Origin of the sequence: Amycolatopsis oliviviridis, from assembly GCF_014654365.1 — a bacterium.
Classification (GTDB): Bacteria; Actinomycetota; Actinomycetes; order Mycobacteriales; family Pseudonocardiaceae; genus Amycolatopsis; species Amycolatopsis oliviviridis.
The window spans coordinates 47,351-61,288 of record NZ_BNAY01000011.1; the positions used below are offsets into that span (position 1 = coordinate 47,351).

Genomic DNA, 13,938 nt, shown 5'->3' on the forward strand with positions numbered 1-13,938 from the left:
CCTACAACGCCGGAAGCGGCGCCGCGACGCCGCGACAAGATGCACTACCTGTACATGGCCGTGATCGCGGCGGTCGTCCTCGGCGTCATCGTCGGATTCGCCGCGCCGGATCTGGCCAAGGAGCTCAAGCCGCTCGGCACGGGCTTCGTCAACCTGATCAAGATGATGATCTCCCCCATCATCTTCTGCACCATCGTGCTCGGCATCGGATCGGTCGCGAAGGCCGCGAAGGTCGGCAAGGTCGGGTTGCTCTCGCTCGGTTACTTCCTGATGATGTCGACCTTCGCGCTCGCGATCGGTCTCGTCGTCGGTAACCTGCTGCACCCGGGCGAGGGTCTGCACCTCGATCCCGCTGCCGCGGCGAAGGCACACACGCAGGCCGAGGGCGGCGAAGGCACCGTCGACTTCCTGATGGGCATCATCCCCACCAGTTTCGGTTCCGCGTTCACGGAAGGCCAGGTGCTGCAGACGCTGCTGGTCGCGCTGCTCGCCGGCTTCGCCGTCCAGAAGCTGGGCACCAAGGGCGAGCCGATCCGCCGCGGCATCGAGCACATCCAGCGGCTCGTGTTCCGGATCCTCGCCATGATCATGTGGGTGGCGCCGGTGGGCGCGTTCGGCGCGATCGCCGCGGTGGTCGGCGAGACCGGCTGGGGCGCGCTGCGCAGCCTCGCCGTCATCATGATCGGCTTTTATCTGACCTGCGTGGTGTTCGTGTTCGGCGTGCTGGGCGCGGTGCTCTGGATCGGCGCCCGGGTCAACATCTTCACGCTGCTCCGCTATCTCGGCCGCGAATTCCTGCTGATCCTGTCGACCTCGTCGTCCGAGTCGGCCCTGCCGCGCCTGATCGCGAAGATGGAGCACCTCGGGGTTTCCAAGCCCGTCGTCGGCATCACCGTGCCCACCGGGTACTCGTTCAACCTCGACGGCACGGCCATCTACCTGACGATGGCGACCCTGTTCATCGCGACCGCACAGGACCAGCCCCTGGGCGTCGGTGAGCAGATCTCCTTGCTGCTGTTCATGATCATCGCGTCGAAGGGCGCGGCGGGCGTGAGCGGCGCCGGTATCGCCACCCTCGCCGGCGGACTCCAGTCGCACCGGCCGGAACTGGTCGACGGCGTCGGCTTCATCCTCGGCATCGACCGGTTCATGTCCGAGGCCCGCGCGCTGACGAACTTCGCGGGCAACGCCGTCGCCACCGTCCTGGTCGGCACGTGGACCAAGGAATTCGACCGTGACCAGGCCAACCGGGTCTTCAGCGGTCAGGCCCCGTTCGACGAAGCCACCCTGATCGACGATCACGCCTCGGATCCCCACGAGGACCGTGACGGCGAACGGGAGAAAGCCGTGGCGAACGCGTAACGCCCGGCAAGAGTGAAACCGCGGTGCGAGAGTCCCCCCGTTCTCGCACCGCGGTTTCTTCATTTCTGGAAAACTCCGGGCATGCCGGACGCCATCGACCGCTACGTGCTCGCGCGGTACTCGAAACTGCTGCACGGGAACTTCGCCGGGATGATGAGCGACCCCGAACGCGAGCCCTTCCTGAACGACCTCGTCGAGGACGCGCGGCGGATCACCGACGGCGAACTCGAGGAGCTGCTCGACGACGGCTGGCGGCCGCGGATCACGGCGGCCTGGCTGATCGGCGTCGACCGTCGCACCGCCTGGCGCTGGCGCCTCCGGGAACTGTTCCTCGAAAGCGGGATGGTCTTCGCCGGGCAGGGTTACTGTTTCGCCCTGGCCCGGTTCGGCACGATCGCCGACGCCGAGATCCTCGTGTCCTATCTGGACCAGTACCTCGCTCGGCCGGATCTGCGGTACGACCAGGCGTGGGCGCTCGCGGCCCTGCATCACATCGACGCCGACCTCAGGACGGCCTACACGTCACGCTATCTGCGTCCCGGCGGCCTCTGGGAGAGCTGGTCCGCGAAGAACAGCACGGATCTGCCGTTCCAGAAGATGTACTTCGACCTGCTCTGCTCGCACGTCCAGCGGGCCGTGCACGCGGCAGGCGTCAGGCACTGACCTTCTCGTCGTAGACCACGCGGGACGCGGCGATCGACTCGCGGTGACGCTCGGCCCAGCTCAGCAAGCCGCTCAGTGACGCGTACAGCTCCTTCGCCATCGCGGTGGCCTCGTACTCCACCTTCGGCGGCACTGTCGGATACACGGTGCGCACGAGCAGACCGTCGCGTTCGAGGTTCCGCAGCGTCAGGGTGAGCATCCGCCTGCTGATCCCCTCCACCGACCGCTCCAGTTCGGTGAAGCGCACCGGACCGCGGGTGGCCTCCAGCAGGATGCCGATCGCCCACTTGCCGCTGATCCGGTTGATCACTTCCAGGACGGTGCACACCTCGAGTTTTTCCGGGTCGACCACCCTGGCCTGCGCGGTCACATCGCTGTTCCCCTGGGACATGAAAGTGCCTCCTTCCGGCAGGGAACAGAGTCACACAAGATGGGCGCTGTTACAAGTGATGCACCAAGGCATCACCTGGGGAAACCAAAGGATTCACCATGCCACAGCGCCCTCTCGCCCTCGCCGTGCTCTGCGCCGTCTCGCTGATGGTCGTCCTCGACGGTTCGATCGTGGCCGTCGCGCTGCCGTCGATCCAGAACGACCTCGGCTTCACTTCATCGAGTCTGGCCTGGGTGGTCAACGCGTACCTGATCACGTTCGGCGGGCTGCTCCTGGTGTCCGGCAGGCTGGGCGACCTGATCGGCCGGAAACGGGTCTTCCTGGCCGGGCTCGCCGTGTTCACCCTCGCTTCGCTGCTCTGCGGGATCGCGGCGGACCAGACTCAGCTCATCGTGTTCCGTTTCCTGCAGGGCGCGGGCGGCGCGCTCGCGTCGGCCGTCGTGCTCGGCATGATCACCACGCTGTACCCGGAACCCCGGGCGAGGGCGAAGGCGATCGGCGTCTACAGCTTCACCCAGGCCGCGGGCTCGTCGATCGGGCTCATCGCGGGCGGCACCCTGACCCAGCTGCTCGACTGGCACTGGACGTTCTTCGTCAACCTGCCGATCGGCGTGATCGCGCTGGCGCTGGCCGTCCGGCTGCTCGACCCGGACCGCGGGACCGGGCTGCGCGGCGGCGAACCGTTGCTTCCGTTGAGGATCTTCCGTCTCCGGGCGGTGTCCGGGGCGAACACGGTGATGATCCTGATGGTCGCCGGCCTGTTCGGCTTCCAGTTCATCACCGCGCTCTACCTGCAACGGGTGCTCCGGCTCGACGCGCTGGGCACCGGCTTCGCCTTCCTGCCCGCCCCGGTCTCGATCGCGGTGATTTCGCTGGTCTTCGCCGAGCGGCTGAATCACCGTTTCGGGGCGCGGAAGGTGCTCGTCACCGGGCTGTCGCTGGTCGCGCTGGCGCTCGGTTTCCTCGCCACCGTCGAGGCCGACGGGAACTACGCGACGGACGTCCTGCCCGCGCTCGTCCTGATGGGTGCCGGGTTCGGCGCCGCGATGCCCGCGCTGATGGGCCAGGCGATGTCCGGCGTCGCCCCCGCCGACGCCGGGGTCGCTTCGGGACTGATCAACACCACGCAGCAGATCGGCGCGGCGATCGGTACCGCGGTGCTCGCGAACGCGGCCGCGTCCCGCACCGGATCGCTGCTCGCCGAAGGCACCGCGATGCCCGAAGCGCTCACTGGCGGCTACCGGGTCGCGTACGCGTTGAGCGCTGGGCTGCTCGCTCTCGCCGCCTTCGTCGCGGCTGTGGTTCTTCGTGACCGGAAGGCTCAGGAGGTGATCGTCGCGTAGGCCCATTCGGAGACCTCGCCGCCGAGGCGCACCTCGGCGGCACCTCCGGGCTTCCAGACCCCGCTCCCGCCGAACGCGGCCATCCCTCCGGTCTTCCCGGAGTACTGGGACAGCACCACCCACATCCCGTGGCCGGCCGCGACACCGACCTGGTCGAGCAAGCGGTCTTCCTGGCCTTCGCTGAAGAGCGCGCTGAGAACGTAGACCTCGGCACCGGCCTCGGCGAGCTCCCGCGGGTGGTCCGGGTTCGCGGCGTCGAGGCAGATCGCGAGGCCGAGCCGCCTGCCGCCGACCTCGACGATCACCTCCCGCCCGCCCGGCTCGAACAGCTCTTCCTCGCTGTTGTGCAAGTTCCGCTTCGCATAGGTGGCAACGGTTTCGCCGTCAGGACCGAGGACGAGCGAACCGATGTGCCGCCGGCCGTCCTCCACCAGCGGAAGACCGATGACGGCGTGGACGCCACTCGCCCGGCAGGCCTCCCGGAGCGGTTCGAGACGCGAGTCGCCGGCTGTCAGCCAGAGTCCCGGATCCGCGGCGAGCGCCTCGAACTCCAGGCCGGTCAGGGAGAGTTCGGGGAAGACGCAGAGCTCGGCCTCCACGCTCCGGATGAGCCTCGCGTGTTCGGCGAGGTTCGCCGTCAGGTCAGCGGGGACGGTGAACGGCTGCACGGTGGCGACACGCATGGCCGGAGCCTAGCCCGCCGAGGCGCCCAGATATCCCCGCAATCCGTGTTGTCCCCGTCTCATCATGAGCCCGTGGTTGATCCGGAAGACCGGCCTGGCGATGCGATCGAGCTTGCGCAGCAACGGTTTCCGCGCCTCGACCTCCTGGGTGATCTCCAGCAGGGTGCCGCCGCCCACCGGCGTCAGGGCACCCGCCAGCATCCCTTCGAGATCGCCGCTGAGCAGGACCCGCACCCGGCCTTCGCGCTCGTCCTGCCGGTCGCGATGCATCCGCACGGTCAGCGCGTACGGCAGCCTGGACCGGCAGACGAGTTCGGCGGTGTCCTCGTCGACCTGACTGACCGACCGGACATCACGCCACCACAACGGATACGCGGCCAGGTCGACCACGGCCTCGAAGACCGCCTTGGGTGAAGCGGGAAGCACCCACGTGTCGCGGAAGCGGTACCAACCGCCTCCGCGACCCGTGAGCGAGCCCGTCATACCTGCGCCGACACCAGGTTCCGGCCGTCCATGGTCACGACGTCGACCGAGGCCACGTCGTCGGGGGCGACCAGAGCCGAACCGTCGATACCGGTGCCCTCGCGTTCGCCCTTCGCCGAAACCAGCCAGCTTCCCGCGTTGACCCTCTCGCCGCTCTTGGTCACCACGACGAGCTGGCACTTCTCGCCCGCACGGACGCCTTCGGCCTTCGCGTGGAGCCGGACCCAGCCCACCGCCGGGATCACCCGGACGGCCACCTGCGCGCCCGTTTCCCGGTTGGTGGCCGCGAGATCGCGGGTGCCGGGCACCGGGGCGGTCGCCGTCGGCACCGGCAAGGCCACCGTCGACGGTTCGGGCGACGTCTGCCGTCCGACCAGCACACCCGCGCCCAGCGCCACGACGACCAGCACGGCCGCACCGGCCACCGCGAGCAGCCGCCGCGGTTTGCGTTCCTGAGTGCCTTCTTCTTCGCGAACCTGCCGCAGCGTGCGCTGCAGGAGCAGGTCGCCTCCGTCGGGAGGCCCTTCGAGGAACGCCTCCGGCGGAACCTCGTCGAGGTGATACCTCAGCTCCGAGAGCTCGCGCACCTCACGACGGCACGCGGGGCAGCTCGCCAGATGTGTCTCGAACGTGGCCGCTTCCGCCGGGGTGAGCCCGCCGAGGACGTAGGCGGCGAGCTGGCCCTGGTCGTGTCCCACCGCACTCATCGCGCTACCTCCTTCCCGGTTCCCGACATCACGGCTCTCAGCGCCCGTAACGCGTAATAAGATCTCGACTTAACGGTACCCGGGGCCACGCCCAGGGATCGTGCCGCTTCGGCCACCGTCCGGCCCCGGTAGTAGATCTCCACCAGGACCTCACGATGTTCGGCGGACAGGCCGTCCATCGCCCCGAGGACGGCCATGGAATCCACGACGCTCTGCGCGTGATCCTTCTCCACCGCCGGGGTCGGCGCGCCTTCCTCCGGCTCCGGCACTTCCGGCGGCCGTGCCGCCCTGGCCCGCGCGCGGTCGGTGATGATGTTCCGGGCGACCGTGAGCAGCCAGCCCCGCACCGATCCCTTCGCGTCGTTCTCCAGGTCCTCGGCGTGTTTCCACGCCCGCACCAAGGTCTCTTGCACGACGTCCTCCGCGGCCGCGCGGTCCCCGGTCAGCCTCGTCGCGTACGCCAGCAGGCTTCGCCCGTGTTCGGCGTACAAGTGCCGGACCAAGTCCTCGCCTTTGGCCTTTTTGGGCCGCCAGCCTCCGATCGCCACTCGTGTCCTCCCGACGGTCTTCTGGGTCGGCGAGGACAGTACTGCAACCCGCAGGGGCAGAGTGGATCGTTCGGCGCGCGCCGCGATCGAACTGTGCATCGGCACCGGCCTCTCCTCGGTTCTCCATGGCCGCCTCCTCTTGCCTCCCACACGGACGGCGCGGGGATGCGGTTCAACCGGGTCTTGTCGATCACCGGATGCGCTCGTATGCTGACGCCTCCGGATCCCGCCGCCGCCTGATTCCCGGGAGGGACGAGGCGTGCCAAGGAAACTCGCGGCCGTTCTGCTGGCGGTCGCTTTCGTGTCGGGATGCGGACAGGAACCCGGTTTCACCGCGACGCTGACGGATCCGGTGAACGTCGACCTGAGCTGGCCCGACGACGATCCGAACGTCGCGGGCCGGATCGTCGAATACACCACCGACCCGCACGGCGAATACACGATCCTGCAGTTCGTGCCGGCGCGGCAGACTACCTACCGGCATCCGGACCTGATGCCGGAAACGCGGTTCTACTACCGGATCCGGCCTTTCTATGGCGCCGTGTCGGACGCTGTCACGGTTTCCGGAGCCGCCACTCCGGCCTCGTCCGGACCTGCCGTTTCCTTGCGGGCGGGCGATCGCTCGGCCGCTCCGGCGGCGTTCCGGGCCGAGCCCGCGCCGGAGGCGATGGTGCGGTTCAGCTGGGCCGACCGCTCCAGTGACGAGGACGGTTTCCTCGTGGAGATCAAGAAACCCGGCGCGGACGGGTTCGTGCCGATCGAGGTCTCGGACCCGGGGACGACGTCGGCGGGGCTCGCCTCGATGCCGGGCGAGGAAGGCGCTTCGTACCGGCTGCGGGCGTTCTACTACGGGCCCGCCTCGCCGGTCTTGGACCGGACCACGGGGAGGGCGCCCGCCTAGCCCGCGTGCGCAATGAAGGGGCCTTTCATAGCAAATTTTGCTATGAAAGGCCCCTTCATTGCGCTTTGGCGACCTCAGGCGAGAACGGTCTTCAGGAACTCGCCGGTGTAGCTCTCCTCCACCGAAGCGACGTGCTCCGGCGTGCCCTCCGCGATCACGGTGCCACCACCGGAACCACCCTCGGGGCCCATGTCGATAATCCAGTCCGAGGTCTTGATGACGTCGAGGTTGTGCTCGATGACGATCACCGTGTTGCCCTTGTCCACCAGCCCGTTGATCACGCCGATCAGCTTGCTGATGTCCTCGAAGTGCAGGCCGGTGGTCGGCTCGTCGAGGATGTAGACCGTCTTGCCGGTGGACCGCTTCTGCAGCTCGCTGGCGAGCTTGACGCGCTGCGCCTCGCCACCGGACAGGGTCGGCGCGGGCTGCCCGAGCCGGACGTAGCCGAGGCCGACGTCGACGAGGGTGGCCAGGTGCCGGTGGATCGCCTTGATCGGCTCGAAGAACTCGGCCGCCTCCTCGATCGGCATGTTCAGCACGTCGGAGACGGTCTTGCCCTTGTAGTGCACCTCGAGGGTCTCGCGGTTGTACCGGTCGCCCTTGCAGACCTCGCACGGGACGTAGACGTCCGGCAGGAAGTTCATCTCGATCTTGATCGTGCCGTCACCGGCGCAGGCCTCGCACCGGCCGCCCTTGACGTTGAACGAGAACCGGCCCTGCTGGTAGCCGCGCACCTTCGCCTCGGTGGTCGCGGCGAACAGCTTGCGCACGTGGTCCCAGACGCCGGTGTACGTCGCCGGGTTGGACCGCGGGGTGCGGCCGATCGGCGACTGGTCGACGCGGACCAGCTTGTCGACGCCTGCCAGCCCGTTCACGCGGGTGTGGCGGCCCGGCACCTGGCGGGCGCCGTTGAGCTTGTTCGCCAGCACGGTCGCGAGGATGTCGTTGACCAGCGTGGACTTCCCGGAACCCGAGACGCCGGTGACCGACACGAGGCAGCCGAGCGGGAACGACACGTCGAGTCCGCGCAGGTTGTGCTCGCGCGCGCCGACGACGGTCAGCTGACGCTTCTTGTCGACCGGGCGCCGGATCGCCGGGACCTCGATCTTGCTGCGGCCCGACAGGTACGCGCCGGTGATCGATTCCTTGTTACGCAGGATCTTCTTGTACGGTCCACTGTGGACGATGTGGCCGCCGTGCTCACCGGCGCCGGGGCCGATGTCGACCACCCAGTCGCTGGAGCGGATGGTGTCCTCGTCGTGCTCGACGACGATCAGCGTGTTGCCGAGGTCGCGCAGCCGGACCAGCGTCTCGATCAGCCGGTGGTTGTCCCGCTGGTGCAGGCCGATCGACGGCTCGTCCAGCACGTACAGCACGCCGACCAGACCGGAACCGATCTGCGTGGCGAGCCGGATGCGCTGCGCCTCGCCGCCGGACAGCGTCCCGGAGGCACGGTCGAGCGAGAGGTAGTTGAGCCCGACATCGAGGAGGAAGCGCAGCCGCGCCTGGATCTCCTTGAGCACCGCGCCCGCGATGACCTGTTCGCGCTTGCCGAGCTCCAGCTCGTCGAGGAACTGCGACGCCTCCGCGATCGAGAGGTTGCAGACCTCGGCGATCGACCGGTCGCCCTGTGTCTTGTGCTCCAGAGTGACCGCGAGAATCTCCGGCTTGAGCCGCGTGCCCTGGCAGGCCGGGCACGGCACCTCGCGCATGTAGCCCTCGTACCGCTCGCGCATGTACTCGGACTCGGTCTGCTCCTGGCGCCGTTCGAGGAACGGGATGACGCCCTCGAAGCTCGCGTAGTACGACCGCTGGCGGCCGTAGCGGTTCTTGTAGCGGACGTGGACCTGCTCGTCGACGCCGTGCAGGACGGCTTTCTGGACCTTCGCCGGCAGCTTGCGCCACGGGGTGTCCATCCGGAAGCCGATGGTCTCCGAAAGCGATTCGAGGAGCCGGATGAAGTAGTCCGCGCTCTGGCCGCCCGCCCACGGGGCGATGGCGCCCTCGCCGAGGGACATCTCGTCGTCCGGGACCACGAGCTCCGGGTCGACCTCCTTGCGGACGCCGATACCGGTGCACTCCGGGCAGGCACCGTAGGGCGCGTTGAAGGAGAACGAGCGCGGCTCGAGGTCCTCGATCGCCAGCGGGTGGCCGTTGGGGCAGGCGAGGTTCTCGGAGAAGCCGCGCACGCGGTGCGGGTCGTTCTCCGGCAGGTCGACGAACTCCAGCTCGATCAGTCCGTCGGCCAGCCGCAGCGCCGTCTCGACCGAGTCGGTGAGGCGCTGCCGCGAGCTCGTCTTCACCGAAAGCCTGTCGATGATGACGGCGATCTGGTGCTTTTCCTGCTTCTTCAGCTTCGGCGGGTCGGTCAGTGGGTGGATCGTCCCGTCGACCACGACCCGCGCGTACCCCTGCTGCTGCAGGTTCTCGAAGAGGTCGAGGTACTCCCCCTTGCGCCCGCGCACGACCGGCGCGAGCACCTGGAAGCGGGTGCCCTCCTCCATGGCGAGAACCTGATCGACGATCTGCTGCGGGGTCTGCTTGCTGATCGCCTCGCCGCACTGCGGGCAGTGCGGCTTGCCGGCGCGGGCGTAGAGCAGGCGCAGGTAGTCGTAGACCTCGGTGATGGTGCCGACGGTCGAACGCGGGTTGCGCGAGGTGGACTTCTGGTCGATCGACACCGCGGGCGACAGGCCCTCGATGAAGTCGACGTCCGGCTTGTCCATCTGGCCGAGGAATTGGCGCGCGTACGCCGACAGCGACTCGACGTAACGACGCTGCCCTTCGGCGAAGATGGTGTCGAAGGCGAGGCTCGACTTCCCGGACCCGGACAGACCGGTGAACACGATCAGGCTGTCGCGGGGCAGGTCGAGATCCACGCCGCGGAGGTTGTGCTCGCGGGCGCCGCGAACAACGAGGCGATCAGCCACGCCAGGGTCCCTTCAGGTTTCATTCTCAGCTGCGGTCGCCGGCCCGGTCGATAGCTGCACGGGCGGCCACCTCCATGCTACGAGGGACCACCGACAGAAACTGGTTCCGAGTCTTTGAACTGCGGTTTTCCAGGCTTCTCGCGTCGATCCCGGCGAGCGGTGAGCCACCGATGGACCGGCCGCTCCACGCCCGCGGTGATCGCCCAGCCCCCGAGTACGGCGGCGGCCAGCACGATGGGGAGACGCAACCAGCCGGGGACGCCGACGTTCAGCAGGGCACGGGCCAGGATGTATCCGAGTTCCTGGTGCACCAGATAAAGACCATACGAGATGCCCGCGAGCCAGGTGACAGCCGGGGCGATCCGGGACAGCCCGGGGAACCGCCAGTCCGGTCCACGCGCGGCCAGGCACACCAGCAGCAGCATGATCGCGAACCCGATGAGCGACGGCCAGCGCTCGGGATCGTTGGGCAGGGCCTGGTGGAACGGGAAGACCTGCAGGTCCTGCGCGGCGCAGGCGGCGAGCACGAACAGCGCGAGGTGCCACTGCGCCAGCCGTCGTTTCGCCCACAGCCAGATCGCGATCCCGATGGCGAACACGTGCACGCGATGCAGGCCCAGGCCGTAATAGAAGGTCTCCACGAGCTTCGGCGTGGAAACCGGGTCGAAAACGACGAACCGGAGTAAGAGCGGGACCAGGATCAGCGCCCAGAGCAGCCCGACGGTGAGCCGGTGGGTGCGCCAGCGGCGTGGCCACAGCAGGGCCGCGGCGGTGAACGCGACGAGCTGGACCGGCAGCGTCCAGTAGGCGCCGTCGAGGTAGTAGAAGAGTTCGTACCGCCAGCCCCATTCCTGGACCATGCCCAGGTTGGCGAGCAGATCGGCGCCGGTGGGGATGTACCAGGGCGACGGGTCGGACGGCGGTCCCTGGGGGATGCCGAACAGGAATCCGGAGAGGCCCGGCGGGAACGGTAGGCCGCTGAACCGGATCGTCGCGTACCGGGCGACGACGTAGGTGACCGTGACCGCCACCAGGTACGCGGGCACCAGCCGCGCGACCCGGTTCCACAGCCACCGCCGCGGTTCACCCTTTCGAAGGCTCGCGCACACGAAGAAGGCGGAGATCACCAAAAGGATGGCCGCGCCGAACTGAGCGGTGACCCGGAAGGGGTACCCCACCAGTTCCGGGTGCAGGAGGGCACCCTGATGGGTGATGTGCCCGAGCATGACCGCGAAGACGGCGACAACGCGAAGGACGTCCCAGCTGATCTTGCGCGGGGCGCGCGGCGAGGCGTCGGGCACGGGTGTCCTGTGGTTCGTCTGGCGGGGCGACGCGAGCCTACGGCCTGTCCCTGTGCGGCGCCTGTGCGGGTGGAACCGATTGCAGGCGAACGACTACCGTGTGCGCTGTGAACATCGTCGAGACCTACACCGGGCACGTCGACCCCGGCGGCGACGCCGCCCGTCGCACCCTGGACGCGCTCACCATCACGAAGCTGTCGGTCGGCCCGATGGACAACAACGCGTATCTGCTCGTCTGCCGCGCCGAGAACGAGGCGCTGCTGATCGACGCCGCGAACGATCCGGAACGGATCTCCGATCTCGTCGGTCACGGCCCCGACCGTCCCGCGCTGAGGACCGTCGTGACCACCCACCAGCACCAGGATCACTGGCAGGCCCTCGGCGCCGTCGCCGGCGCGAACGGCTCGAACACCGCCGCCCACCCGCTGGACGCCGGGCCGCTGCCGATCCCACCGGACTTCCTCGTCGAGCACGGCGACACGGTCAAGGTCGGGCAGGTCGTCCTCGAGGTGATCCACCTGCGCGGCCACACCCCCGGCTCGATTGCGCTGCTGTACCGCGACCCGGCGGGGCACCCGCATCTGTTCACCGGCGACTCACTGTTCCCCGGCGGGGTCGGGAAGACCGGTTCACCTTCCGATTTCACGTCACTGCTGGACGATGTCTCGTCGCGGATCTTCGATCAGCTGCCGGACGAGACCTGGTTCTACCCAGGCCACGGGGACGACTCGACGCTGGGCGCCGAACGTCCGAAGCTCGAGGAGTGGCGCGAACGCGGCTGGTGACCTGACGACCTTGGACGACAGAGGGAGGACGCGAGCGCGATGACAACCTCCAGACCGTGCTCAAAGTGCGGACAGCGCCAAAGCGCGAACACCAAGGGAAAACCGGGACATTGCCACGAATGCATTGATGCCCATTTTCGCATGCTCGGAGTCGAACCCGACGGAAGACATGAGTCACCAAAGAGACCGCGAAATTTTCGCTGCCATACATGCCATCACATCGGCGCGAAGTCGTATGACGCAATAAGGGAGCATACCTATCCCATCTGCGATTGGTGCGCTTTTCGCAGTATTTACGAACGCAAAAAAAGAACAACCCCGACCGCTGGACCTTAATAAAGAGCAAGCGGTTGAGCTATTTTACGAAGCCGGGTTCGCCTTAGTAGATGAAATTGACGAACCGCACACCAGTGATAGCGCCATAGAATTGATCGAAGAAGTATGGCAGCCAGTCAGAGTACAATGCCTAACATGCGGCAGCAAAGACACCTGCGGCATCGTCCAAATCCTATCCTCTCGACAAAAGATCAAAACACACTGCTTCCAGTGCAGTGCATCCGAATTCGCTCGACAACAGCGAGACTTTTTTTCAGAACTAGGCCTCGTCAAAGAATCGCCAGGCTACACGAAAGCATCTGAACCGGTCTCCGCACTTTGCTCCACCTGTGGCGCAAAACGCAAGGTTTCCTTGTCGGATTTGAATAGCGGCGCTCCACCTTGTCTCAGCTGCCAGGACGGCATCGATCCCGCATTACCACACCTGGTCTACCTTGTTCACTTCCCTACTCTTGAAATTTTCAAAATCGGCATTACAAACACTGAAGATCGTCGTTACGACAGGCTGACGGCCCACCTCAAACGTGGCGCCATCTTGGTCGATCACCAAATTGTCTCCAATCGCGAAGCCGCATTGACGACGGAAAAATACATCCTCGACCTCATGAGCGACTATCGCCATACGGCACCGAGAAGCAGCTTCCCCCAAGGAGGCTGGACCGAAACGTGGCACGATTCCGCCCCAGAAGTGAGCCTGAGAGAAATAATTCGACACCTCGAAGAAAAACAAGAAGCCGGCTTCGATCGCATGCAAGAACTACAGAAATACTTCGACGACACACCGCCAACAATCGAAGAAATTAGACGCTTCGTAGCCATTAGGGACGTCATAGTCGACGATTCAGTAGTTCACGTCGTAGAGCTGTCGACTTCTCACGAGGACCTCCTTCGCAGGGTCCGCGCGAAGCGAGAACAGGAACCAACCGACAACGCCTAAGGCCCCGAACCGACAGTTCCCACGACGACATGGCAGTGCGCAAACTTTCAGGTTACCATTAAGACCGTCGCACCGCGCAACTTGCCGCTCCAGGCATGCAATGACGGCCACTCAGAGGCCACAGCCTGCCTTTCACACTGAAACTAAGAGAAACCAAACCCTGACGATACCCGTTCAAACAGCAACGACCTCGACCATGCTGCCCAGGCCCTTGAAGTCGTCTTCGTTCCGGGTATACAGCGGCAGCTCTCGCGAAGATGCGATGGCCGCGATCATCAGATCCATTCGCCGGGGTTTCGGGTCCCGGTTCGCCGCGAGGACCAGCGCGACCAACGTTCCATATCGAGCCGCTGCATCGCCGTCGAACGGAAGCGGAGCGAAGTCGACGATCGCGGCACCGAGCTTCTCAGTGCGCGCCGCGCGGACCGCGGGATCCTTCGCCATCGCCACCCCTTGATGGAGCTCAGCCATCGTGATCGCCGTGAGTTCCGGTATGCGAGGCAGAGCCGAGGGCTCAAGCAGACCAAGATCGATGTAAGTGCACGTGTCGAGGACCCCCGCCTCGTGA

The 13,938-nt window shown here is 66.7% G+C and carries 14 protein-coding genes; 6 read left to right on the forward strand and 8 right to left on the reverse strand.

Translation table 11 applies throughout. The features are described from left to right. The first annotated feature begins 39 nt into the window (after window positions 1-39). Both IE302_RS36240 and IE302_RS36245 read left to right on the forward strand, forming a co-directional pair. Window positions 40-1,362 carry a cation:dicarboxylate symporter family transporter gene (locus IE302_RS36240; RefSeq protein ID WP_191259194.1) on the forward strand — a complete coding sequence of 441 codons (1,323 nt, stop codon included), beginning with the start codon at window positions 40-42 and terminating at the stop codon, window positions 1,360-1,362. Between the two features lie 81 nt (window positions 1,363-1,443). Then, entirely contained in the window at window positions 1,444-2,025 is a 582-nt protein-coding gene (locus IE302_RS36245) for a DUF6000 family protein (protein WP_191258975.1), read from the forward strand. Here IE302_RS36245 and IE302_RS36250 read toward each other — a convergent pair. Beyond that, window positions 2,015-2,416 carry a winged helix-turn-helix transcriptional regulator gene (locus tag IE302_RS36250; RefSeq protein WP_191258976.1) on the reverse strand — a complete coding sequence of 134 codons (402 nt, stop codon included), beginning with the start codon at window positions 2,414-2,416 and terminating at the stop codon, window positions 2,015-2,017. The genes IE302_RS36245 and IE302_RS36250 overlap by 11 nt on opposite strands. A gap of 98 nt (window positions 2,417-2,514) precedes the next feature. On the opposite strand from IE302_RS36250, the gene IE302_RS36255 reads away from it, so the two are divergent. Further along, window positions 2,515-3,759 (forward strand): MFS transporter, encoded by a 1,245-nt coding sequence (locus IE302_RS36255; protein ID WP_191258977.1) that lies wholly within the window; start codon window positions 2,515-2,517, stop codon window positions 3,757-3,759. On the opposite strand, the gene IE302_RS36260 is transcribed toward IE302_RS36255, so the two are convergent. The 4 genes from IE302_RS36260 to IE302_RS36275 are packed head-to-tail and all read right to left on the reverse strand — an operon-like array spanning window position 3,738 to window position 6,180. Next, on the reverse strand, window positions 3,738-4,442 hold the full coding sequence (locus IE302_RS36260) for a carbon-nitrogen hydrolase family protein (protein ID WP_229908156.1): 705 nt from the start codon (window positions 4,440-4,442) through the stop codon (window positions 3,738-3,740). The genes IE302_RS36255 and IE302_RS36260 overlap by 22 nt on opposite strands. Before the next feature lie 9 nt (window positions 4,443-4,451). Further along, window positions 4,452-4,925 carry an SRPBCC family protein gene (locus IE302_RS36265; RefSeq protein WP_191258978.1) on the reverse strand — a complete coding sequence of 158 codons (474 nt, stop codon included), beginning with the start codon at window positions 4,923-4,925 and terminating at the stop codon, window positions 4,452-4,454. Beyond that, window positions 4,922-5,632: an anti-sigma factor family protein gene (locus IE302_RS36270; protein ID WP_191258979.1), complete on the reverse strand. Its 711-nt coding sequence runs from the start codon at window positions 5,630-5,632 to the stop codon at window positions 4,922-4,924. The genes IE302_RS36265 and IE302_RS36270 overlap by 4 nt, the downstream gene beginning before the upstream one ends. Then, window positions 5,629-6,180, reverse strand: a complete 552-nt coding sequence (locus tag IE302_RS36275; protein WP_191259196.1) for a sigma-70 family RNA polymerase sigma factor — start codon at window positions 6,178-6,180, stop codon at window positions 5,629-5,631. The genes IE302_RS36270 and IE302_RS36275 overlap by 4 nt, the downstream gene beginning before the upstream one ends. A 259-nt stretch (window positions 6,181-6,439) precedes the next feature. On the opposite strand from IE302_RS36275, the gene IE302_RS36280 reads away from it, so the two are divergent. After that, window positions 6,440-7,081 carry a fibronectin type III domain-containing protein gene (locus IE302_RS36280; RefSeq protein ID WP_191258980.1) on the forward strand — a complete coding sequence of 214 codons (642 nt, stop codon included), beginning with the start codon at window positions 6,440-6,442 and terminating at the stop codon, window positions 7,079-7,081. Window positions 7,082-7,155: 74 nt separating this feature from the next. Here IE302_RS36280 and uvrA read toward each other — a convergent pair whose 3' ends face one another. Together uvrA and IE302_RS36290 are read right to left on the reverse strand one after the other, a co-directional pair. Continuing rightward, window positions 7,156-10,011, reverse strand: a complete 2,856-nt coding sequence (uvrA, locus tag IE302_RS36285) for an excinuclease ABC subunit UvrA (protein WP_191258981.1) — start codon at window positions 10,009-10,011, stop codon at window positions 7,156-7,158. Between the two features lie 77 nt (window positions 10,012-10,088). Beyond that, window positions 10,089-11,312, reverse strand: a complete 1,224-nt coding sequence (locus IE302_RS36290) for an acyltransferase family protein (RefSeq protein ID WP_191258982.1) — start codon at window positions 11,310-11,312, stop codon at window positions 10,089-10,091. 107 nt (window positions 11,313-11,419) lie between these two features. Between IE302_RS36290 and IE302_RS36295 the strand changes: the two genes are divergently transcribed. After that, window positions 11,420-12,097, forward strand: a complete 678-nt coding sequence (locus tag IE302_RS36295) for an MBL fold metallo-hydrolase (protein ID WP_191258983.1) — start codon at window positions 11,420-11,422, stop codon at window positions 12,095-12,097. A 427-nt stretch (window positions 12,098-12,524) separates the two neighbouring features. Continuing rightward, window positions 12,525-13,370, forward strand: coding sequence for a hypothetical protein (locus IE302_RS36300; RefSeq protein WP_191258984.1), 846 nt, complete (start codon window positions 12,525-12,527; stop codon window positions 13,368-13,370). A 174-nt stretch (window positions 13,371-13,544) separates the two neighbouring features. Here the strand turns inward: IE302_RS36300 and IE302_RS36305 are convergent, their stop codons facing one another. After that, the gene (locus IE302_RS36305; protein ID WP_229908158.1) at window positions 13,545-13,814 is read right to left on the reverse strand and encodes a PIN domain-containing protein; all 270 of its coding nucleotides are present in this window, start codon (window positions 13,812-13,814) and stop codon (window positions 13,545-13,547) included. Window positions 13,815-13,938: the final 124 nt, after the last annotated feature.

Excerpts from the sequence above, each read along its gene's own strand:
- IE302_RS36250 (WP_191258976.1), bottom strand. The coding sequence starts at position 2,416 with ATGTCCCAGGGGAACAGCGATGTGACCGCGCAGGCCAGGGTGGTCGAC.
- IE302_RS36245 (WP_191258975.1), top strand. The coding sequence starts at position 1,444 with ATGCCGGACGCCATCGACCGCTACGTGCTCGCGCGGTACTCGAAACTG.
- IE302_RS36305 (WP_229908158.1), bottom strand. The coding sequence starts at position 13,814 with ATGGCGAAGGATCCCGCGGTCCGCGCGGCGCGCACTGAGAAGCTCGGT.
- IE302_RS36255 (WP_191258977.1), top strand. The coding sequence starts at position 2,515 with ATGCCACAGCGCCCTCTCGCCCTCGCCGTGCTCTGCGCCGTCTCGCTG.
- IE302_RS36265 (WP_191258978.1), bottom strand. The coding sequence starts at position 4,925 with ATGACGGGCTCGCTCACGGGTCGCGGAGGCGGTTGGTACCGCTTCCGC.
- IE302_RS36260 (WP_229908156.1), bottom strand. The coding sequence starts at position 4,442 with ATGCGTGTCGCCACCGTGCAGCCGTTCACCGTCCCCGCTGACCTGACG.
- IE302_RS36270 (WP_191258979.1), bottom strand. The coding sequence starts at position 5,632 with ATGAGTGCGGTGGGACACGACCAGGGCCAGCTCGCCGCCTACGTCCTC.
- IE302_RS36240 (WP_191259194.1), top strand. The coding sequence starts at position 40 with ATGCACTACCTGTACATGGCCGTGATCGCGGCGGTCGTCCTCGGCGTC.